Below are 20,733 nucleotides of genomic sequence, written 5' to 3'. Positions count from 1 at the left end.
AACTCGCTTCTGGAATCCATACCTCGCCAAGGCTCGGATCGCTCAGGCGAGCTGAGCTCCTACGAGGGGTATAGCGAGGGTTTATCAGGCTTCCCGAATCAATACCACTGCGGCTGCATGCCTTTTTGTGCCCAGCTAAAGAAATCGTATTCCAGGCGCGACAGGCCGCCGGGATAAAGGTGGCCGATGCGTTGCAGTGTCGGCCGGCGATCTGTCTTTTCCAGGTCCTGAAGCAACTGGCGCAAGGTGCTGCGCCCCACCGGTTTGGACATGAGGAAGGCGGTGGTGGCCCAGGCAACGGTGTAAGGGATAGCGTTCAGTTCGTGGGCCATTTTACGCCAGGCCTGATCATCAAGGGACAGATACTGGCGCATGGTGATCAGCTGTTCATTCTCTATCCACTGCTGGATGCGCTTTTCCGCATCGGGCAGTGCGGTCACCACCACATGGCCATTGTCTTTTACCTTCAACATCTGAAAGTACTGAGCCAGCCCTTCATGCAGCCACACCGGTGAGGCAGGGGACAGCTGGTAAAGCAGCACATGGCTGGATTCATGAAGGATGGTTTGCGCCACTTGTTCATCGTCTTTATTCCAGCGCCACACCGCCACTTCGTTGGTGTTGGGAATAAACACGCCAGCGTAGTTGGGATTGCTGCTGCCGACCCTTTCAATCATCCATTGCTGGAAATCGGCCTGCTCGGTGAAGAGATACAGGTTCACTTCTGCGGTGCCGCGTAAATCAAGGCCGAAATCTTTCCGGTAGCGCTGGTAAATATGCTCGATAGCAGACAGGGTTTGCTCATGCAGTCCGTCAGGCAGGGTAAAGTCCTGATGTCGGGTGTGGATCTCCAGTGGCTTTGCCGCGGTGGTGACCTTGGGGGTCACCACATCTACCTGCTCTTCGCTGGGTGGACGATCACCAAAGTGGAGCTTGCCATTGGCATCACGCCATTGGTAAATCTCGGCTTGCAGGAGCAGAGGGAGGCTCAGGCTGACGAGTGTCAGGGCCAGCGTCAGGTATCGCAATTGTCGTCGATCCATTCTTGTGTTTTGGCAATGTCTTCACGAACCTGCTCGGCGCTGGCGTCGCGGCGTGACCCGTCATCGTCTACATAAACGAAGGGGCGATTCAGCCTTTTCACCCTCTCACGCGCTTTGTCACAAGCCTGGCCGATGGCTTTTTGTCTTTCAGCATTCAGCGCCTGTTGTTCAGCATGTTGGGCCTGTTCGCTTTCGCGTAGTCTGAGAGTGCGCTGGTGAATGTCGTGGACGGCGTCACCCTGACCGATGCGGGGGGCTGATTTCAGCTCAACCGACTCGTGATCGTTTTCCGGGGCTCGGTCACCAAACTGCCAGTTGCCGTGTTCGTCTTTCCAGCGGTACACCTCAGCGGTTGCTATTAGTGGAATCAGCAAGACAAAGGCGAGCCATTTTCTTGTCATTGTTAGCCTCATGTTTCCGAGTGCTCAGCTGCCCTGCAAGGTCAGTGAACGTCCCCCATCCACGGCAAGAATCTGCCCGGTCACAAAGCCGGCATCGCGAGCCAGCCATTTCACGGCGTTGGCGATGTCTTCAGGGCTGCCGCACCGCTTCAATGCGGTGGCATCCGTAATGGCATCCTGATTCATCTGGCCGCTTTCTGGCCAGAGAATGGGGCCGGGTGAGACGCCGTTGACGCGCACTTCTGGCCCCAGTTCTCTCGCCAGACTTTTGGTCATCATCGCAAGCCCGGCTTTAGCCATGCAATACAGCGTATGCTGAAAGAGCGGTTTTTCTGCGTAAACGTCCACAATATTGATAATGCTGCCTTGCTGTCGGCGCAGGGCGGTCGCCAGAGACTGACTAAGGATGTAGGGCGCGCGCAGGTTGCTGTGGATCAGCCGGGTCCAGTCGTCGTCGCTGGCTGATTCTATGGGGGTTGGGTAGAAGCTCGAGGCATTGTTGACCAGCAAATCCAGTTGGCCGAAAGCCTCCAGTGCCTGGGTTGCCAGTTTTCGCACTGCATCCGGGTTATCCAGATCCGCCTGCAGCAGCCGGGCGCTGCCGGGACGGGACTGATTCAGTTCCAGGGCAAGAGCCTCCGCTTCTTGCTGGCTGCCGCGATAGTGAATGATCACCCGCATGCCGGCAGCGTGCAGGGTGCGGACGATGGTGGCACCGATGCGACGGGCGCTGCCGGTGACCAGGGCTACAGGTTCCATGATTCCTTGTACTCCTTGAGGGCCTGAATGCGCGCCTGAGTAATGGCCTCGCCAAGTTCCGGGCCACTGAAGCCTTGCTGCTGTAATGCCGGTACATCCACCTTGCGGGCCGCGTCGGCGGCGCCCATAAGGTATCGGGCCTGAGGGTAATCCCGGTCTTCAAAGCCGGTGCGACCACGAGCATCGGCTTCACAGGCCCCCACAAAGGTGGCCAGCCGTTCCGGGCGGCGCAGCACATCCAGGTTTTTCAGCAGCTTCCAGACAGTTGTTGCTTTCAGCTCCAGCGCGCGATGACAGTGGGTATGGTATTCGCCCACCAGTGAAGCCAGCGTGGCGGTTTCCCGTGGTACTTTCAGACGCTTGGATACGGTCTGGCTCATGCGGCTACTGCGAATTTCGTGGGCAATATGGCGAGGCCATTCTTCTGGCGGGGTCTTGCCCTTGCCAAGATCATGGCAAAGTAGTGCGTAGCGAGCATCCAGGTTCAGATTCATACGGCTGGCCTGTTCCAGGCAGAGCCATTGATGAATCAGGGTGTCGATTTCCGGGTGATGCTGTTCCGGTTGGGGGACGCCGTCCAGCGCGGCCAGCTCAGGGAACAGTTTTTCCAGGGCTCCACAGGCATGGAGTACCTGGAAGAACACCTGCGGATCTCTTTCCATCAGCGCGCGACTGGTTTCCTTCCAGACCCGTTCAGGTACCAGATAATCCAGCTCGCCGCTGGCGCTGAGTTGGCGCATCAGGGCGAGGGTGTCATCGGCCACCCGGAATCCTAGCCAGTGATAGCGCGCGGCAAAACGGGCTACCCGAAGTACCCGCAAGGGGTCTTCGGCAAAGGCGGGGGAGACGTGGCGTAGCAGGCGAGCCTTGAGATCGGCACGACCATTGAAGGGATCTACCACCGCCCCGCCTTTCTCTTTCGCCATGGCATTGATGGTGAGATCGCGGCGAACCAGATCGTCTTCCAGTGTCACATCGCTGGCAGCGTAGAAGGTAAAACCTCCATAACCGTGGCCGGACTTGCGCTCGGTGCGGGCGAGGGCATATTCCTCTTTGGTTTTCGGGTGCAGGAACACAGGAAAGTCCTGGCCCACCGGTTGATAGCCCTGTGCCTGCATTTCGTCGGGCGTAGCGCCAACCACTACCCAATCTTTCTCGGTAACGGGCAAGCCGAGTAGTTGATCCCGGACCGCACCGCCCACCAGATAAATTTTCATCTTGTGTGCCTTTGCATTCTTGAGCAGAATGTTCTCATGCTTTCTATCGTACTGAAACTCAACATGCTGGTCGTCGACCGCTGTGCACGCAAATGGCGTGCGCAGGGGCGGCGGCTGTGTGACTGAAAGTTTCAGTTCTGCAAGAAGGCCGCAGTGTCCCCGACCTGCGGCCTTTTTTCGTTTTAGGGGTTTGCAGGTCGGTTTTAGTTGCAAGTGACAAGTTGAAAGTTGCAAGGCGCGGACTAGAAAGGTGCCAGCTGATGACCGTGTTTCACCGCGATTCGGGCTCAAACTGCCAAGTACGATTCATCAATGAGCCTGAGTCGCGGCTGGGGTGGCTGATGTTTGGCTCAGGCCTCTGGCGCGCCTTGTAACTTGAAACTTTCAACTTGCTCCTCTCAAACCTAGGAGAACGAAATGCCAACCCTGGCAGCGTATTTGATCGTGGTGGCGGTGTGGGCAACCACGCCGCTGGGGATTAAATGGAGTGGTGAGGCCATGGAGCCGCTGGCGGCGGCCGGCGTGCGTATGGCGATTGCTGCGCTGCTGGGCCTGGGCTGGTTGTGGTGGAAACGACAGCCCCTGCCGCTACATTCCCGTGCCCGTCTAAGTTATCTGGCGGCCCTGCCGGGCATCTTTGGTGCTATGGGGTGTAGCTACATGGGGGCCACTTACCTTCCTTCAGGTCTTGTTTCGGTGATCTTTGGTCTCGCTCCGTTGCTGTCGGGCCTGATGATGCAGTTTCTGCCGGGCAGTGTGCGGCTGAATGGCTGGCATTGGTGCGCCTGTGCCATGGGCGTCTTCGGTTTGATGCTGGTGTTCGATGATAGCCTGGCGGTGCTGTTTTCCGGTGGTGATCTGGGTGAACGGGGCATTGGCGTGCTGTGGATGCTGTCAGCGGTGACCTTGTTTGCAGGCAGCGGTATCGCTGTACAGCGTGTCGGTGCCGGGCTGAAGCCCATGCAGCAGACGGTAGGCGGTTTGCTGTTGTCTCTGCCGTGTTATGGACTGGCCATGGTGCTGGCGGGACAGCAACTGGAATGGAACGGCGACGTACGCGGTTTGTCTGCCATCGTCTATCTGGCGGTGCTTGGATCGCTGTTGGGCTTCTACAGCTATTTCCAGATTCTGTCCCGTTTGCCGGCGGCCACTGTGGCGCTGGTGACGCTGATTACGCCGGTGCTGGCATTGCTGCTGGGAAATCTGCTCAACGGCGAGAGCTTGGGTGTAATGGTACTGGTAGGGGCGTTGTTGATTGTCGTCGCACTGGGCTTGTTCATGCTGGGTGACCATCAGGTGCGTCAGGCTTTGAAGCGCTTGCCTGTTGGCGAAACGGCTTAGGCAGTAACGAAGAGCGCAAGGCGGTTTCCTGTATGGGGCCGCCTTACGTTTCGGTGTTGGCTTCCGGAGCGGGCGGAATCGAGTAGCGCTTGATAACGCTGCCGTTCTCTACACTTTCCAGATGCACATCGAACTGCCACAGGCGATGCAGATGGCGGAGCACTTCGCTGGCGCTGTTGTCATCCAGTGGTCGGCCAGTGCTGCGCTGGTGCCGCAAGGTCAGGGCGCGATCACCCTGAATATTGGCACTGACAATCTGGATGTTCGGTTCCTGAATGCTCAGGTTGTATTGCTCCGCAAGGGATTCCCGCACCCGACGATAACCCTGCTCGTTATGGATGGCTCCCACTTCCACATAATCATTGCGGTCGTCATCGCTGATCTGGAACAGCTTGAAGTGTCGGATCATCTTCGGTGACAGGAACTGCTGGATGAAACTCTCATCCTTGAAGCTCTGCATGGCGAACTTGACGGTTTCCAGCCAGTCACTGCCGGCAATCTCCGGGAACCATTCGCGATCCTCGTCATCCGGATTTTCACAGATGCGGCGAATATCCTGGAACATGTTGAAGCCGATGGCGTAGGGATTCATGCCACTGTAGAACGAGGCATCAAAGGGTGGCTGGTAGATCACCTGGCTATGGCTCTGCAGGAACTCGAGCATAAAACCGTCGGTTACCTTGCCTTCGTCATAAAGTGAATTCAGCAAGGTGTAGTGCCACAGGCAGGCCCAGCCTTCGTTCATTACTTTGGTTTGTCGTTGCGGGTAAAAGTACTGTGCCATCTTGCGCACGATACGGATGATTTCCCGCTGCCAGGGCTGCAACAGTGGCGCGTTCTTCTCCAGGAAATAGAGCAGGTTCTCCTGCGGTTCTGCCGGGAAGGTCGTCGGGGCTTCGCGGGTCTTGATGGCAGGCTGAAGCTGCGGGAAAGTACGCCACAGTTCAGAGACTTGTTTCTGCAGAATTTCTTCGCGCTCACGCTGGCGCTTGCGCTCTTCCACAATCGAAATAGGCGAAGGGCGTTTGTAGCGATCCACGCCGTAATTCATTAGCGCGTGGCAGGAATCCAGTGTTTCTTCCACCGCCGTGACGCCATGGCGTTGTTCGCAGTCGGCAATGTAGTTCCGCGCAAACACCAGATAATCGATGATAGACGACGCATCGGTCCAGGTCTGAAACAGGTAGTTACCCTTGAAGAACGAGTTGTGGCCATAGCACGCATGGGCGATCACCAACGCTTGCATGGTGATACTGTTTTCTTCCATCAAATAGGAAATGCAGGGGTCGGAATTGATCACGATTTCATAGGCAAGCCCCATCTGGCCACGCCGGTAGCGACCTTCCACTTCTACGAATTGCTTGCCGAAAGACCAGTGGTTGTAGCCCACCGGCATGCCCACGGAAGAATAGGCATCCATCATTTGTTCAGACGAGATCACTTCGATCTGGTTGGGATAGGTGTCCAGGCCAAACTTGTTGTGGGCCAGATCGGCGATGGCCGCATCGTAGTCAGCCAGCAATTCGAAGTTCCAGTCAGATCCTTCAGACAGGTATGTCATGCATCCTCCATACGCTTCTTGAACAAGCGCCGGAATACCGGGTAAATCTCTCCCGGTTCATCAATCTGTGCCATGGAGAAAGCCGCTGGGTGGCGTTCCATGATCATCTGATAATGATCCCATAGTGCCTGATGCGCCCGCGGCATGACTTCCACATAAGAGAAATACTGCAGCTTGGGAAGCAGCTCTTCTTCAATCAGTTTGGCGCAGGCGGGGGAGTCGTCATTCCAGTTGTCGCCATCGGAGGCCTGGGCGGCATAGATGTTCCACTGATCCACCGGGTAGCGCTCATTGATAATGTCACGGGTCAGTTTCAGGGCGCTGGAAACAATGGTGCCGCCGGTTTCCCGAGAGTAGAAAAACTCCTCTTCAGTGACTTCCTTGGCACTGGTGTGGTGGCGTATGAAGACCACTTCGATCTGGTCGTAGTTGCGCTGCAGGAAAAGGTAAAGCAGCAGGAAGAAGCGCTTGGCCAGATCTTTCATGTTCTGGTTCATGGAGCCGGACACATCCATGATGCAGAACATCACTGCACGGCTAACAGGAACGGGTTCTTTGACATGATGATTGAAGCGCAGATCCAGCGTATCAAGATAAGGAATGCGTTCGACACGACGTTCGAGCTTCAGAATCAGTTCTTCCAGTTCCTGTAGTCTGGCCTGCCGCTGGGGGGATTGGTCTTCCTTCAGCAGAGCATCACGTTCGTTCTTGAGATCGCGAATACGCTTGCGGGTAGCGGCGGTCAGGGCGCGCCGGCGCATGGATGCCTGACGCATGGAACGGACGATGTTGATCTTGGCCGGCATGCCCTGGCTGACGATGCCGCCGTGGCGGGTCTTGAAGACCTGGGCACCTTCCAGGTGTCGTTTCACCAGATTGGGCAACTCCAGATCTTCAAACAGGAAGTTGAGAAACTCCTGCTTGTCGATCTGGAAAGCAAATTCATCTTCTCCTTCGCCCTGGTCGCTGGCATCGCCGTCACCTGAGCCCTGGCCGCCACCGCCTTCCGGGCGCTTGAAGCGGTCGCCCTGGTTAAATTCCCGGTTGCCGGGGTGCACAATGCTCCGTTGCCCGCCCTGGCCATGGTGAAAAATGGGCTCGGAAAGGTCCTTCTGGGGAATGCTGATGCGCTCGCCCTGTTCCATGTCCTGAATAGAACGGCGATTGACGGCATCGTTGACTGCGTCACGAATATGTTTGCGATAGCGACGCAGGAACCGTTGCCGATTGACGGTGCTCTTGTGCTTGTCGTTCAGGCGACGGTCAATAATGTAGCTCATGGGCTTCCTCCGGAAGCAGAGGCAAGTTTCAAATTGCAAGTTTCAACGCGGGACAGGTTTCGGGGTTCTGTGACTATGTCGCCGCGATTTATGTATGGGTGCGGACAAGGAAAGCGAAAAAACTGCCACGCCTGCCCGCGTTGCATCTTGAAACTTTCAACTTGTTACTGTGCCTTTCTCACCCGCAGATACCATTCCGACAACAGCCGTACCTGCTTTTCGGTATAGCCGCGTGACACCATGCGTTGCACGAAGTTGTTGTGCTTGCGCTGGTCGTCGTCGCTGCCCTTGGCATTGAAGGAAATCACTGGCAGCAGGTCTTCTGTGTTGGAGAACATTTTCTTCTCAATCACGTCGCGCAGCTTCTGGTAGCTCAGCCAGGTCGGGTTCTTGCCATGGTTATTGGCCCGTGCCCGCAGCACAAAGTTGACCACTTCGTTGCGGAAGTCTTTGGGGTTGGAAATGCCTGCTGGCTTTTCGATCTTTTCCAGATCCTCGTTCAGCGCCTGACGATCGAAGATCTCACCGGTATCCGGGTCGCGGAATTCCTGATCCTGGATCCAGAAGTCGGCGTAGGTCACATAACGGTCGAAAATGTTCTGGCCGTACTCGGAATAGGATTCCAGGTAAGCGGTCTGAATTTCCTTGCCAATAAACTCGACGTAACGTGGGACCAGATATTCCTTGATAAACCGACGGTACTGATCGGAGCGTTCCTGGGGGAACTGTTCCTGTTCGATGCGCTGCTCGAGCACATGGATCAGATGTACCGGGTTGGCCGCCACTTCGGCATGATCATAGTTGAAAACCTTGGAAAGAATTTTGAAGGCAAAGCGCGTAGAGAGCCCGTTCATGCCTTCATCCACCCCTGCCATATCCCGGTATTCCTGCATTGACTTGGCGTGGGGGTCCACATCTTTCAGATTCTCGCCATCGTACACCCGCATCTTGGAATAGATGCTGGAATTTTCCGGCTCCTTGAGGCGAGTAAGAATGGAGAACTGGGCCAGCATGTGCAGGGTATCCGGCGCACATTGGGCATCACGCAAGCTGGAGTTTCTCAACAGCTTGTCATAGATCAGTACCTCTTCTGTGACGCGCAGGCAGTAGGGCACCTTGACGATATAGACCCGGTCGATAAAGGCTTCGTTGTTCTTGTTGTTCCTGAAGGTATGCCACTCGGCTTCGTTGGAGTGGGCCAGCACAATGCCGTCATAGGGGATGGCACCAAGGTGTTCGGTGCCGTTGTAGTTGCCTTCCTGGGTGGCGGTCAACAAGGGGTGCAGAACCTTGATAGGCGCCTTGAACATTTCTACAAATTCCAGGATGCCCTGGTTAGCTCGGCACAGACCGCCAGAGTAAGCATAGGCGTCGGGGTCATCCTGGGCGAAATCTTCCAGCTTGCGGATATCCACCTTGCCGACCAGTGCAGAAATATCCTGGTTGTTTTCGTCACCGGGTTCGGTTTTGGCCACAGCAATTTGATCAAGGATAGACGGGTAGCGTTTCACAACCCGGAACTGGCTGAGATCACCGCCGAATTCGTTAAGCCGTTTTACTGCCCACGGAGACATGATGGTGCGGATATAGCGTCGCGGGATGCCGTATTCCTCTTCCAGGATCGGCCCATCTTCCTCTGCGTCAAACAGGGAAAGGGGAGAGTCGTTTACCGGTGATCCCTTGAGGGCATAGAAGGGGACTTTCTGCATCAGGGCTTTCAGTTTTTCAGCCAGTGATGATTTCCCGCCACCAACCGGGCCAAGCAGATAAAGGATCTGTTTCTTCTCTTCCAGGCCTTGAGCGGCATGACGGAAATAACTGACGATGTTTTCGATGACTTCTTCGAGGCCGTAAAACTCATCGAAGGCGGGGTAACGGCGAATCACCTTGTTGGAGAAGATGCGTGACATGCGCGGGTCTTGCGAAGTGTCGACCATTTCCGGTTCGCCAATGGCCATCAACATACGCTCGGGTGCAGTGGCGTAGGCGCTGGGGTCGCGTTTGCACAAATCCAGGTATTCCTCCAGCGACATTTCTTCCTGCTGCGTCGCATCGAAACGGTCCTGGTAGTGGCGGATAATGCTCATGCCGGCTTCCTCCTGCGGAACCAAAAATTGTCACAACTCAACTACATTCAGGGTGATTCCTTGTTAGTGAAAATAACGTGCAAATGAATGGAAAAAGTACGCTGCTGATAAGGCCTGTCTGTATCACCGTACAGCTTTAGGATGTAACCAAACAACAGAACAAGTCAAAGGGAAGCGAAAACATTTTCGCAAAAAAAAGGATGAAGTGTAGGGATGTCGCGCCAGACGCGGAATTGGCCTGGTGCTGGTGTGTCATTGGCGAGAAAAGGCGAGAAAACGTTTTTAGCAGTCGCAGTGGATGTGTGCCAGATCATCCAGCCGTAATGCAGTAAGGCTTCCGCCCCATACACACCCGGTATCGAGTGCGTTTACCTTTTCGATACCGGTTTGCCCCTCCAGTGCTGCCCAGTGGCCGAACAGCAGGCGGGTATCTGTATCCTTGCGGTGGGGATGTTTGAACCAGGGCATAAAGCCGCTGGGGGGCGCATCGGCTTCCCCCTTGGTGGTCAGGTCCAGCGCACCATTGCTATCCACAAAGCGCATACGGGTGAAATGGTTGGTGATGACCCGCCAGCGGTCTGGCCCGGTAAGGCTTTCATCCCAGCCTGCAGGCTGGTTGCCATACATGTGGGCAAAGTAGTCCCCGCAGCGGTGGTCATTGAGCACCGTTTCGACTTCGTGGGCGTAGCGGCGTGCTTGCTCCAGTGTCCACAGTGGCGGAATGCCAGCATGGGTCAGGGTGGCATTGTGGGAGGGCAGATCAATGAGTAATGGGCACCGGCGTAACCAGCCCAGCAGGGCCTCACGATCTGGTGCATCAAGGATCTCAGCCAGGGTGTCCTTGCGTTTGCTGCGGGTCGCCCCGTGGGCCACCGCAAGCAGGTGCAAGTCATGGTTGCCCAGCACGCTCTGCACGTTGTCTCTTAACTGGTACACGCGGCGCAAGGTGCCGAGAGAATCAGGGCCGCGATTGACCAGATCGCCGGCCAGATAAAGCCGATCCCGATCCGGATTGAAATCGATCTTTTTCAGAAGACAATCAAAGGCTTCCAGACACCCCTGCAGATCCCCAATAGCGTAATCAGCCACGCCACGCCTCCCCGGTGGTGAGCGTGCTGCAGGCCGCGTGTTGCGTGCGGGGTTTAGTGCAATGCATGGGGCGGGGCAAGGGTGAAAGCCGGGATTTCTGCGTCAAAATGAATGCCATCTTCGCCGATCATCTGATAACTGCCGCGCATGCTGCCCACTTCGGTTTCCAGGATGGCGCCGCTGGTATATTCGAACGTCTGCCCGGGGGCGATGTGGGGTTGCTCACCGATCACGCCTTCCCCGTGGACTTCCTGCACCCGTTCTTCACCATCGGTGATCACCCAGTGACGGGTGAGCAGACGGGCGCTGACACTGCCTTCGTTGCGAATGGTGATGTGATAGGCAAACACCCAGCGCTGACCTGCCTCATCGCTTTGATCGGCAAGGTATTCAGTGGCCACGGTGACCCGGATATTGTGGCGTGGGTCGGGGGTGGTCATGCGCGTTGTGTCTCCCTTGTTGGTGTCATTACTCGCCCTCGGGGCGGCTGATATTGGCCAGTGCGACGTAGTCGGCCACGCTGAGCTGATCCGGACGCAGGCCGGCATCAATGCCGGCTTGTTCGAACTGCTCAAGACTCACCATGGATTTTAAACTATTGCGGATCGCCTTGCGCCGTTGCGTGAACGCCTGGGCAACCAGGCGGCGAAGATGGTCTTCGTCGTCAGCGGGGTGGGGCGGGCTGGCATGGGGAATCAGTCGCACCACCGCAGAATCCACCTTGGGTGGGGGGCTGAATGCGCCGGGGGGCACAAAAAACAGGTAATCCGCCTGGCAGTGGTATTGGACCATGATCGACAGACGGCCCCAGTCACGGGTACCGGGGCTGGCGGTAAGTCGATCCACCACTTCTTTCTGCAACATGAAAGTCATGTCGCTGATGGCGTCTGATTGGGCCAGCAGGTGGAAGATCAGCGGGGTGGAAATATTGTACGGCAGGTTGCCGATCACCCGCAGGGGCTTGTCCGCTGGCTTGAGACTGCGGAAATCGAATTTCAGTGCATCGGACTCGTGAATGGTGAGCCGATCCGGGGTGTTTTCCTGGCGCAGCAGGGTGATCAGATCACGATCCAGTTCCACCACATGCAAGTGGGGGATTTCCTCCAGCAGCGGGTAGGTCAGGGCGCCTCGCCCGGGACCGATTTCGACCAGCGTGTCTCCCTGTTGCAACCCCAGCGTGCGGATCATGCGATCCACCAGATTGCGGTCGTGCAGGAAATGCTGGCCGAAGCGTTTGCGGGTGCGATGTTCAGTCATCTTGTGAGTCCTGTGGGGCGGCCAGATCCAGTGCCAGACGGGTGGCGGCGATCAGGCTGCCGGCCTTGGCCTTGCCTGTGCCAGCCAGCTCGAAAGCGGTGCCGTGGTCTACCGAGGTGCGAATAAAGGGCAGCCCCAGAGTGATGTTGATGGCTTCGCCGAAACCGGCGTACTTGAGCACCGGGAGTCCCTGATCGTGGTACATGGCCAGCACGGCGTCGTGCTGCGCCAGCAGATGGGGCTGAAAGGCGGTGTCGGCGGGGAGCGGGCCGGTGAGATCAAAGCCCTGCCCACGCAACCGCTCCAGGGTGGGAATAATCACATCCAGTTCTTCCCGGCCCAGATGCCCGCCTTCGCCGGCATGGGGGTTCAGCCCCAGCACCATGATGCGCGGGGTGGCAATGCGGTACTTGCTGACCAGATCGTCGCGCAGGATGGTCAGGGTGCGGATCAGGCTGTCTGCGGTGATGGCCGCCGGCACCTGGCCCAGGGGAAGGTGAGTGGTCGCCAGGGCCACGCGGAGTGGCTCGCCACCGGGTGAGGCTGTCAGCATCATCACCACTTGATCCACGCCGGCCTGTTCTGCCAGAAACTCGGTGTGGCCGGTGAAGGCCGGGTCCGCGCCGTCACAGATAATATTCTTCGCGACCGGCGCGGTGACCATGGCGGAAAAGGTGCCATCCAGACAGCCTTGGGCGGCACGCTTGAGCATGGTCACGGTGCCTTCAGCGGTGGTCGGGTCCGGCTGGCCAGCGGTCACCGGGGCTCCTGCCGGGGTGTCCCACACTGCAAGGCTGCCAGAAGGAACAGGCTGGCCGGGTTTCCAGTTGGCCAGCGTGACGCTAAGCCCAAGCTGGGTGGCACGTTGTGTGAGCACCTGGTGATCGCCAATGGCCACCAACGGCTTGCCAGGGAAGGTGGTCGGCAGGCTCAGCACCAGATCCGGACCAATACCGGCCGGATCGCCACAAGTCACCGCAACAGGGGAAAGCATGGCGGGTTACCCGTGGAGTGTTGCGTGTTGTATGTGGCTTGTCAGCATCACAGCCTGATATCCACATAGGCTTCGCTGCGCTGTTCCTGTACCCAGGTTTCCAGCTCTTCCTCGAAGCGGCGTTTCTGCAGGGCCTGCATGGCCTGCATGCGGCGGAATTCTTCACTCATGTCCGCGTCACGCATGGCGTCCACGCGCAGGAAATGCCAGCCAAACTGGGTTTCGAACACTGGCGATAGCTCACCCTGCGGGGTGTTGAGCATCATTTCCTCGAATTCGGGGACCATCTCGCCACGGCTGACCCAGCCCAGTTCGCCGCCATTACGGGCGCTGCCTGGGTCATCGGAATATTCGGCCGCCAGGGTGGCGAAGTTGGCGCTGCCATCGGCAATCTCATCATGCAGGCGGGTGGCCTGTTGCTGGGCTTGCTCGCTGCTGGTGAGGGCGTCCGATTTAATCAGGATATGGCGTACCTGATACTGGGTGACCACTTTCTCGGCTCCGCCACGGCGATCCATCATTTTGAGAATATGGAAGCCGGCACCAGAGCGGATGGGAGCAGAAATCTCGCCTTTTTCAAGGCCCAGTGCCGCTTCAGAGAACAGGGTGGGCCATTGAGCGGCCGGCCGCCATCCGAGATCGCCGCCTTCAAGGGCTTTGGGACCATCGGAAAGCGAGGTGGCCAGTTGGTTGAAATCTTCGCCCTGTTTCAGACGCGTCTCGATATCGTTGGTCTTGCTGGTGGCCGCTTGCACTTCTTCCGGGCTGGCTCCGGCAGGCACACGCACCAGAATATGGCCGAGGTGAAAATCTTCCTCGAACATCTGCTTGCCCATTTCCGATTCCAGGAAGCGGTTCACTTCCCGGTCGGTAACCCGAATCCGGGACGCCACACTGCGCTGCTGCAGGCGTGAGATGATCATGTCTTCACGGATCTGCTCGCGAAACTGGGGCCAGTCATAGCCGTCTTGCTGCAGGGCATCGGCGAAGCCTTCCAGGGTCATGTTGTTCTGCCGTGCGATGCCGGCCAGGGCCTGGTTCAGGGAGGCCTCGTCCACCTTGATGCCGCCCCGTTTGGCCAGTTGCAGCTGCAGGCGTTCCAGAATCATCCGGTCCAAGACCTGCTCGCGCATAATCGCCGGGGGAGGCAGCTGCTGGCCTTTTTCCTGGAATTGCAGCGCAATCATATTGATGCGCTCATCCAGCTCACTGGCCATGATGGCGCCATCGTTCACCACCGCCACAATCCGGTCGAGCATCTCCACTTTGGCCTGGCCCAGCAATGGCAGGCACAGAGCGACAATCATCAACAGGCCCCGCAGGGGGCGAGTGTGAAGCGTGCTGCGTGAAGCGGGCAGCGTTCCGTTATTCATATTCTCTCCTGTATCCCGGGATGCTGCGTTCCAGCAGGGAATCCACCTGCCCGCCAAAGCCACCCAGGCCAATCATCTGAATCTGGAACCAGATAGTACTGTCGCCTTCCAGATCGCCGTCACCGTCTTCATCGGTGAGCTCGCGCTGGCTAAGCAGGCGCAGTTTCCAGCAGCAGTTGCGGTATTCCGCACCGGCCATGGTTTCCAGTGTGCGTTTGTTTTCCAGGTCATACATCCAGCGGCCGACTACGCGCCAGTGCCGGTGGACCGGAAGAATCGCGCTGATCTCCGATTCCTGAATATCGTCGGCGGGGCGGTCATGGTAGCCCACGTTGAACACCCGCCGCTCGCGATCGTTGTAGCCAATCTGGAAATTGGAGCGCTCGCGCTCATTCTCTTCCAGATCCCACTGCGCTTCAGTGTAGAGGTACCAATCGCTGGCAAAGTTCCACCGGGCGTCCCCCACCAGCGGGGTCTGGTCATCGGTGGGGTCTTCCAGAGGGTCGTCTGTCAGTACCCTGCGGTCATCGAAATAGAAACCCTGGGCTACCCGCAGACGGAGTTGTTCACGCCCGGAGGCGTCATGCAGGAAGCGGCTGGTCAGACCGAGGGCCAGCTTCTCCTCATCACCAATCCGGTCATAGCCGATAAAGCGGTTTTCGCGAAACAGGGCATTATAGGAGAAGGTCAGCTCGCGGCTGTCGAAGTTGGGCAGCTCGCTCTGATCTTCATAGGCTACCTTGTTGAAAAACAGGCGCGGCTCCAGGGTCTGGGTGTAACTGGTACCGAACCAGTTGCCCGGGCGCTCGAAGGTCAGGCCGGTATCCACGCTGGCGCCCCAGGTAGTCAGTTCCGGGCTTTCTTCTTCACCTGCGGGCACGTCGTCCAGCTGATAACGGGTGTGGTAGACGCGGCCACGGGGTTCCAGATAGCCCCAGGTATTCTGCATACGCAGGCTGAGCGCAGGGGCCATATGGCCGCGCAGTCCCGTTGCCTTGCCGCTGTCATCGGTACTGCTGCGGTCGAAGGCGGTGAAATCCGAGAGCCAGAGCCCCTTTAACGGCCCATACAGGGTGGGATCGCCGGAAAGCTGCAATTGGGGCAGGCGGCGGTAGGGCAGGTCTTCATCGGCCAGGGTGGGGTCGATGGTCTGCCAGGATTGCATCCTCCCCAGCACCTGCCAGGTACGGCCGTAATAACGGGCCTCGGCCAGGCGTGGCAGGTGGGTCTGGGAGCTGATCTCCAACCCGGTATCCAGATCCTTGAAATAGAAGTCGTCGGAGACGTAGTTGAAGTCGGTTTTCAGGTTCCAGCGGCCCACGTTGCCGTCATGGGTCCAGCGGGCCACCTCGCGGTCCTCATCGTCGAACTTGCGGTCGCTGAAGAGAATTCCGTAGCTGATGTCGCCCTTACCCAGCGGTGTGAGATAGCGGAACTCGGAATCAATGCCGCTGCCTCGCCCGTCAATGTAGCGGGGCGCCAGGGTGGCATCCATCTGTGGATGGATATTGATATAAACCGGCTGGGAAATATCCAGTCCGTTGGCATCGCCAATGCTGATGGTGGGGAACAGCAGGCCGGTCTTGCGCCGATCATCAATAGGGAAGGTGATCCACGGCAGCCAGAACACCGGGGTGCTTTTTACCTTGAGCACCACATTCTCGGCTTCCCCCCAGCCCTTGTCGCGATCTAGGAAGATGCGCTTGCCATGCAGCGACCAGCCGTTGGAACCGGGAGCACAGGTGGTATAGCTGCCATTGGTGATAGTGGTGGTGTTGTCCTGGATGGTGATGTAGTCGGCGCTGCCACGGGAGGAGATGTCGAACAGGGAGTAACGAACACCCTGCAGGGTACCTTCCCGGCGGCGTGTCTGGCCGCTCATGTTGTCGGCAATAAAGGTGGCCTGGTCGCTTTCCAGGCGCATGCCGCTTTCCAGCTCGTATTTCCCGGTAGACTGGTCCAGCCGGGCGCTGTCGGTGGTAATCCGGCGCCCAGGCTGTTCGATCTGGACATCGCCATCCAGTGAGATCAGGCCGTCCTGGGTCAGGGTCGAGTAATCGGCGGTTACCACAGTATCGCTACCCTCAACGGGCAGGCCTACACTGGGGTTGTAATACATGCCGCCACACCAGTCCGGCAGGATGCGTTGCTGCACCGGCGGGAACGTGGCCATTTCTTCGCGGTCAACCCAGTTAAGGTCGTTATCCGCGGCACTGGCCCCGGCCAGCATCAGCAGGACGGGTAGTAGAATTCGTTGTGTGGGCAGTGGCATCAGCTGCTCAGAACAGGTAAAAAGGCCGTTTTGCACCGCACGGACATCCTGTGCGGTAAATGCGGCAGTGTAATGGAACAAGGAAGGCAATGCAGCCTGATAAAAGTAATTCTCACGTAGATCTGCGTAAGCAGGCACTGGACAAGTGGGTGAGCGCTCACCTTGGCGCTACCCTTGAGGGCGTACCGGCCTCCGCCGACGCCAGTTTTCGCCGCTATTTTCGCTATGAGCACGCCGGTCAGACCCTGATCGCCATGGATGCTCCCCCGGAGCAGGAAGATTGCCGCCCCTTTATCGATGTGGCTGAGCGCCTGAAAGAGGCCGGTGTGCATGTGCCTGATATCCTTCTGCAGGATCTGGCCCAGGGCTTTCTGCTGCTCTCCGACATGGGCACCCAGACCTGGCTGAAGGCGCTCAATGAGGCCAATGCCGATGACTGGTATGCCGCCGCCATCGATACCCTCATCACCATGCAGTTGCATACCCGCGCCGAGGGGCTGCCAGAGTATGACGAGGCCCTGCTGCAGCGTGAACTGGAGCTGTTCCCCCAGTGGTACCTGTTCCGCCACCGCGACATGGTGATCACCGGTGAGCTGCGTCAGCGTCTGGACAAGGTCTTCGATCTGCTCATTAACGTTGCCCTGGCCCAGTCCAGGGTGTTCGTACACCGCGACTACATGCCCCGTAACCTGATGGTCTCCGAGCCCAACCCGGGCGTGATCGATTTCCAGGATGCGGTGGCCGGGCCCATCACCTATGACGTGATCAGCCTGTTCAAGGATGCCTTCCTGAGCTGGCCGGATGAACGTGTGCAGGGCTGGCTGCGCCAGTACCACCAGAAAGCCCTAGCCGCCGGGCTGCCGGTGCCGGACGCCTTCGATGACTTCCTGCGTGATTGCGACCTGATGGGCGCTCAGCGCCATATCAAGGTGATCGGTATCTTTGCCCGCATCTGTCACCGTGATGGCAAGCCCACTTATCTGGGCGATGTGCCGCGGTTCTTCGCCTACCTGCGTACCGTGATTGCCCGTCGCCCGGAGCTGGCGGACCTGCAGTGGGTGCTGGACGAGATCGAGGACAACGAGTGAAGGCCATGATCCTGGCCGCCGGCTACGGTACGCGCATGCGGCCCCTCACCGATCACACCCCCAAGCCCCTGCTGAAGGCAGGTGGCAAGGCACTGATCGAATACCATATCGAAAAATTGCGCGATGCCGGCATCGATTCCCTGGTGATCAACAGCGGCTGGCTTGGCGACAAGCTGGCCGACGCTCTGGGCGACGGCAGCCGTTACGGCATCCCCATCGCCTGGTCCCACGAAGGCACCCCGCTGGAAACCGCGGGCGGCATCAAGCGCGCCCTGCCGCTGCTGGGTGATGAGCCCTTCCTGCTGGTCAATGGCGATATCTGGACCGATTTCGACTTCCAGCCGTTGCTTGCGGAGCGTCCCGACCCCGTCCATCTGCTGTTGGTGGATAACCCCGAGCATCACCCCACGGGCGATTTCCATCTGACAGAAGGGGGCCGGTTGCGCGATAATGCCGAGCCCAGACACACCTACGCCGGCATCGGCCGCTTTGATCCGGCCCTGTTTGCCGCGCTGCCGGAAGGCGAAGCCAAACTGGCCCCGCTGCTGCGCGCCGCCATGGCGGAAGACACCGCCAGCGGCGAGCACCACCAAGGCCAGTGGTGGGACATCGGCACCCCGGAACGTCTGGACGAACTGGATCGGCTACTGACCCAACGCTGAGAACAAAATTTGTAGGAGCGGTCGTTCGACCGCGATGAATCGAAAGTGACGAGTTGCGAGTCACGAGTGTCGAAAGGCCAAACCGGCGCTTTTGATCTTTCCTTTCGCAACTCGAAACTCGTCACTCGCCACTGGCTTTACCGAGGAATACTCATGCCCAAGCAGGATTACCTGATCGCCCCCTCCATTCTGGCCGCCAACTTCGCTCGCCTGGGCGAAGAGTGCGATAACGTACTGGCCGCCGGGGCAGACGTGATCCATTTCGACGTGATGGACAACCACTACGTGCCCAACCTCACCATCGGCCCCATGGTGTGCAAGGCCCTGCGCGACCACGGCATCACCGCCCCCATCGACGTGCACCTGATGGTCAGCCCGGTGGACGACCTGATCGGCATGTTTGCCGAAGCCGGCGCCAGCTACATCACCTTCCACCCGGAAGCCAGCCAGCACGTGGACCGCTCCCTGCAGCTGATCAAGAGCCACGGCTGCAAAGCCGGCCTGGTACTCAACCCTGCCACTCGCCCGGACTGCCTGGAATACGTGATGGACAAACTGGACATGATCCTGCTGATGAGCGTGAACCCCGGCTTCGGTGGCCAGAAGTTCATCCCGTCCACCCTGGACAAGACCCGCGCTGTGCGCCAGATGATCGACGCCAGCGGCTACGACATCCGCCTGGAAGTGGACGGCGGCGTCTCCGAAAAGAACATCCGCGAAGTCGCCGCCGCCGGCGCCGACACCTTCGTGGCCGGCTCCGCCATCTTCGGCAAAGACGACTACGCCACCGTCATCCAGCAAATGCGCGAAGAACTCGCCCAGGCGTAAGCCGCGAAGCCCTCTGTAGGAGCGCCGCTTGAGGCGCGAACCTGAGCCCAAGTGAAGTATCGATTTAAAAAGATCGTACTGCCAAGCCTCGCATTCGCGCCTCAAGCGGCGCTCCTACAGAAAGCCCTGCCCGATGCTGTAGGCGCTCCCTTCCAGGGGCTTCGCCTCGCGAAGCGGGGCATCTGATCTTCTGTGGGAGCCCATGCTTGCATGGCAAAGGTTCAGGGCAATGGCCCACTTGCCCAGTACACCGGTAGGTGTTTCCCCGGAACCTTCCCCATTGATTGTTGCCAGACACAATAAGTCAGCAATCACCAACTCCCCATGCCCTTTGAACCGTTCTCCCACTCAAAACCCTCTGCAACGATGCTCCTCTGCATTGCGTTAAGCGCCTGCGCCACAAAACTCGCTCCCCCTGTCCAGGAATCCCAACCCCAACCCCCAAAAGACGACAACACCACCGCCGAACTCCTCACCTCCGAAAACTTCCTCCTCAACAGCCTCCTCGCCCAAAAAGAAGACTGGCAAGGCGTCCCCTACCGCTACGGCGGCCTCAGCACCAAAGGCGTGGACTGCTCCGGCTTCGTCTACATCACCTTCCTCTCGCAACTGAACATGAAAGTGCCCCGCACCACGGCTGAATTATTGAAAGAAGGCGAACCTGTTGCCCGTAACCAACTTGCAGTAGGCGACCTGGTGTTCTTCCGCCTGGCTCGCGGCAATCGGCATGTGGGAATTTACCTGGGCGATGAGGCGTTTCTGCATGCCTCGGTGAGTAATGGCGTTATGCAGTCATCGTTGGGGAATCCGTATTGGCGGAAGCGGTATTGGCAGGCGAGGCGGTTGGTGGGGCGGTAGGCATCTAAGCCGGTTTTATCTGTAAGCAAGTGGAATTTGTAGGATATGGCTTACATAAATTTGTAAGTGGTTGAGTTAGGGTTGTTTTTTATTGGGGTATGGGGAGGGAGAAAAGAGGTTCGATCTTCTGTCTCTTCGAGTAAAGATAGTTAAAAAATAACCATCAAGAAAAAAGTGGGGGCGTGTTTTGATAAGAGCAAGTGTAGTTTTGTTTATTGTCATTCTGATGGGAGGATGTGCGGTGCAGTCTCCAGAGTACAGACTCGGGCAGTTTACAGCTGCCTCCAGTTTTAATGTCAGGAAGCTCGACTACGACTCAAGCACTGCAACAAGAGTTCGAGGGGAGGATTGCCATAGGGTTGGCCACAAGCCAAATGACTCTCGTCTCCAGAGGGCAATGGATAGTGCGATTAAAGATGGCCAGGATAAAGGTGTCGATGGGGATCTTTTGATCAATGTGAGGATTGATCAGGTGCAAAAGAATAAGCCAGGTAGTTTTTTTGGACTGCCGGAACCATACAACTGCATCGAGGTTGAGGGTGACTTGGTTCGCTTGAACTGATCACAAAGAAGCAAAGGCCTTGGGGCTTGTATGATGAAACTGATTACAGAATCCAGAGCTG

The 20,733-nt window shown here is 57.9% G+C and carries 19 protein-coding genes; 6 read left to right on the top strand and 13 right to left on the bottom strand.

Annotated elements, in window-relative coordinates:
* Positions 1–98: 98 nt before the first annotated feature.
* The 4 genes from Y5S_RS11310 to Y5S_RS11295 are packed head-to-tail and all read right to left on the bottom strand — an operon-like array spanning position 99 to position 3,420.
* On the bottom strand, positions 99–1,043 hold the full coding sequence (locus Y5S_RS11310; RefSeq protein WP_035233060.1) for a DUF4124 domain-containing protein: 945 nt from the start codon (positions 1,041–1,043) through the stop codon (positions 99–101).
* Entirely contained in the window at positions 1,016–1,444 is a 429-nt protein-coding gene (locus tag Y5S_RS11305; RefSeq protein WP_035233059.1) for a DUF4124 domain-containing protein, read from the bottom strand. The genes Y5S_RS11310 and Y5S_RS11305 overlap by 28 nt, the downstream gene beginning before the upstream one ends.
* A gap of 24 nt (positions 1,445–1,468) precedes the next feature.
* The gene (locus tag Y5S_RS11300) at positions 1,469–2,206 is read right to left on the bottom strand and encodes a pteridine reductase (RefSeq protein WP_156107731.1); all 738 of its coding nucleotides are present in this window, start codon (positions 2,204–2,206) and stop codon (positions 1,469–1,471) included.
* Complete coding sequence (locus Y5S_RS11295) at positions 2,191–3,420, bottom strand: multifunctional CCA addition/repair protein (protein ID WP_035233057.1); 1,230 nt, start codon at positions 3,418–3,420, stop codon at positions 2,191–2,193. The genes Y5S_RS11300 and Y5S_RS11295 overlap by 16 nt, the downstream gene beginning before the upstream one ends.
* A 417-nt stretch (positions 3,421–3,837) precedes the next feature.
* Here Y5S_RS11295 and Y5S_RS11290 point away from each other — a divergent pair, with 417 nt between their 5' ends.
* Positions 3,838–4,761, top strand: coding sequence for a DMT family transporter (locus Y5S_RS11290; RefSeq protein WP_035233056.1), 924 nt, complete (start codon positions 3,838–3,840; stop codon positions 4,759–4,761).
* A 43-nt stretch (positions 4,762–4,804) separates the two neighbouring features.
* Here the strand turns inward: Y5S_RS11290 and Y5S_RS11285 are convergent, their stop codons facing one another.
* The 9 genes from Y5S_RS11285 to Y5S_RS11245 all read right to left on the bottom strand — a co-directional run bounded on the left by Y5S_RS11285 (position 4,805) and on the right by Y5S_RS11245 (position 16,674).
* Positions 4,805–6,322, bottom strand: a complete 1,518-nt coding sequence (locus tag Y5S_RS11285) for a SpoVR family protein (RefSeq protein WP_035233055.1) — start codon at positions 6,320–6,322, stop codon at positions 4,805–4,807.
* Positions 6,319–7,602, bottom strand: coding sequence for a YeaH/YhbH family protein (locus Y5S_RS11280; RefSeq protein WP_035233054.1), 1,284 nt, complete (start codon positions 7,600–7,602; stop codon positions 6,319–6,321). Before Y5S_RS11280 ends, Y5S_RS11285 begins: the two co-directional genes overlap by 4 nt.
* A gap of 164 nt (positions 7,603–7,766) precedes the next feature.
* Entirely contained in the window at positions 7,767–9,689 is a 1,923-nt protein-coding gene (locus tag Y5S_RS11275; protein ID WP_035233053.1) for a PrkA family serine protein kinase, read from the bottom strand.
* A gap of 282 nt (positions 9,690–9,971) precedes the next feature.
* Positions 9,972–10,778, bottom strand: a complete 807-nt coding sequence (locus Y5S_RS11270; RefSeq protein WP_035233052.1) for a symmetrical bis(5'-nucleosyl)-tetraphosphatase — start codon at positions 10,776–10,778, stop codon at positions 9,972–9,974.
* Between the two features lie 53 nt (positions 10,779–10,831).
* Positions 10,832–11,218 carry a Co2+/Mg2+ efflux protein ApaG gene (apaG, locus tag Y5S_RS11265; protein ID WP_035233051.1) on the bottom strand — a complete coding sequence of 129 codons (387 nt, stop codon included), beginning with the start codon at positions 11,216–11,218 and terminating at the stop codon, positions 10,832–10,834.
* Positions 11,219–11,246: 28 nt separating this feature from the next.
* Complete coding sequence (gene rsmA, locus Y5S_RS11260) at positions 11,247–12,035, bottom strand: 16S rRNA (adenine(1518)-N(6)/adenine(1519)-N(6))-dimethyltransferase RsmA (RefSeq protein ID WP_035233050.1); 789 nt, start codon at positions 12,033–12,035, stop codon at positions 11,247–11,249.
* Positions 12,028–13,029 (bottom strand): 4-hydroxythreonine-4-phosphate dehydrogenase PdxA, encoded by a 1,002-nt coding sequence (gene pdxA / locus Y5S_RS11255; protein ID WP_035233049.1) that lies wholly within the window; start codon positions 13,027–13,029, stop codon positions 12,028–12,030. Before pdxA ends, rsmA begins: the two co-directional genes overlap by 8 nt.
* Before the next feature lie 47 nt (positions 13,030–13,076).
* Positions 13,077–14,402 carry a peptidylprolyl isomerase gene (locus tag Y5S_RS11250; protein WP_035233048.1) on the bottom strand — a complete coding sequence of 442 codons (1,326 nt, stop codon included), beginning with the start codon at positions 14,400–14,402 and terminating at the stop codon, positions 13,077–13,079.
* Positions 14,395–16,674, bottom strand: a complete 2,280-nt coding sequence (locus Y5S_RS11245) for an LPS-assembly protein LptD (protein ID WP_035233183.1) — start codon at positions 16,672–16,674, stop codon at positions 14,395–14,397. Before Y5S_RS11245 ends, Y5S_RS11250 begins: the two co-directional genes overlap by 8 nt.
* An 89-nt stretch (positions 16,675–16,763) precedes the next feature.
* Here Y5S_RS11245 and Y5S_RS11240 point away from each other — a divergent pair, with 89 nt between their 5' ends.
* From Y5S_RS11240 to Y5S_RS19715, 5 genes are all read left to right on the top strand, one after another.
* Positions 16,764–17,762 carry an aminoglycoside phosphotransferase family protein gene (locus Y5S_RS11240; RefSeq protein ID WP_035233047.1) on the top strand — a complete coding sequence of 333 codons (999 nt, stop codon included), beginning with the start codon at positions 16,764–16,766 and terminating at the stop codon, positions 17,760–17,762.
* Positions 17,759–18,424, top strand: a complete 666-nt coding sequence (gene murU / locus Y5S_RS11235) for an N-acetylmuramate alpha-1-phosphate uridylyltransferase MurU (protein ID WP_035233046.1) — start codon at positions 17,759–17,761, stop codon at positions 18,422–18,424. The genes Y5S_RS11240 and murU overlap by 4 nt, the downstream gene beginning before the upstream one ends.
* Before the next feature lie 153 nt (positions 18,425–18,577).
* Positions 18,578–19,252 carry a ribulose-phosphate 3-epimerase gene (gene rpe / locus Y5S_RS11230; protein WP_035233045.1) on the top strand — a complete coding sequence of 225 codons (675 nt, stop codon included), beginning with the start codon at positions 18,578–18,580 and terminating at the stop codon, positions 19,250–19,252.
* 324 nt (positions 19,253–19,576) lie between these two features.
* Positions 19,577–20,110, top strand: a complete 534-nt coding sequence (locus Y5S_RS11220; RefSeq protein ID WP_035233043.1) for an NlpC/P60 family protein — start codon at positions 19,577–19,579, stop codon at positions 20,108–20,110.
* Between the two features lie 397 nt (positions 20,111–20,507).
* A complete protein-coding gene (locus Y5S_RS19715; RefSeq protein ID WP_156107729.1) occupies positions 20,508–20,672 on the top strand; it encodes a hypothetical protein in 165 nt (54 codons plus the stop codon).
* The last annotated feature ends 61 nt before the right edge of the window (positions 20,673–20,733 follow it).

It is taken from the genome of Alcanivorax nanhaiticus (assembly GCF_000756665.1).
Classification (GTDB): domain Bacteria; phylum Pseudomonadota; class Gammaproteobacteria; order Pseudomonadales; family Alcanivoracaceae; genus Alcanivorax; species Alcanivorax nanhaiticus.
This window is presented reverse-complemented; position numbering and strand designations above follow the sequence as displayed.

Bases quoted from the DNA above. Each gene is read 5' to 3' on its own strand.
- Y5S_RS11310 (WP_035233060.1), bottom strand. From the start codon at position 1,043: ATGGATCGACGACAATTGCGATACCTGACGCTGGCCCTGACACTCGTC.
- Y5S_RS11305 (WP_035233059.1), bottom strand. From the start codon at position 1,444: ATGACAAGAAAATGGCTCGCCTTTGTCTTGCTGATTCCACTAATAGCA.
- Y5S_RS11295 (WP_035233057.1), bottom strand. From the start codon at position 3,420: ATGAAAATTTATCTGGTGGGCGGTGCGGTCCGGGATCAACTACTCGGC.
- Y5S_RS11290 (WP_035233056.1), top strand. From the start codon at position 3,838: ATGCCAACCCTGGCAGCGTATTTGATCGTGGTGGCGGTGTGGGCAACC.
- Y5S_RS11285 (WP_035233055.1), bottom strand. From the start codon at position 6,322: ATGACATACCTGTCTGAAGGATCTGACTGGAACTTCGAATTGCTGGCT.
- Y5S_RS11280 (WP_035233054.1), bottom strand. From the start codon at position 7,602: ATGAGCTACATTATTGACCGTCGCCTGAACGACAAGCACAAGAGCACC.
- Y5S_RS11275 (WP_035233053.1), bottom strand. From the start codon at position 9,689: ATGAGCATTATCCGCCACTACCAGGACCGTTTCGATGCGACGCAGCAG.
- apaG (WP_035233051.1), bottom strand. From the start codon at position 11,218: ATGACCACCCCCGACCCACGCCACAATATCCGGGTCACCGTGGCCACT.
- rsmA (WP_035233050.1), bottom strand. From the start codon at position 12,035: ATGACTGAACATCGCACCCGCAAACGCTTCGGCCAGCATTTCCTGCAC.
- pdxA (WP_035233049.1), bottom strand. From the start codon at position 13,029: ATGCTTTCCCCTGTTGCGGTGACTTGTGGCGATCCGGCCGGTATTGGT.
- Y5S_RS11250 (WP_035233048.1), bottom strand. From the start codon at position 14,402: ATGAATAACGGAACGCTGCCCGCTTCACGCAGCACGCTTCACACTCGC.
- Y5S_RS11245 (WP_035233183.1), bottom strand. From the start codon at position 16,674: ATGCCACTGCCCACACAACGAATTCTACTACCCGTCCTGCTGATGCTG.
- Y5S_RS11240 (WP_035233047.1), top strand. From the start codon at position 16,764: ATGCAGCCTGATAAAAGTAATTCTCACGTAGATCTGCGTAAGCAGGCA.
- rpe (WP_035233045.1), top strand. From the start codon at position 18,578: ATGCCCAAGCAGGATTACCTGATCGCCCCCTCCATTCTGGCCGCCAAC.
- Y5S_RS11220 (WP_035233043.1), top strand. From the start codon at position 19,577: ATGCCCTTTGAACCGTTCTCCCACTCAAAACCCTCTGCAACGATGCTC.
- Y5S_RS19715 (WP_156107729.1), top strand. From the start codon at position 20,508: ATGGATAGTGCGATTAAAGATGGCCAGGATAAAGGTGTCGATGGGGAT.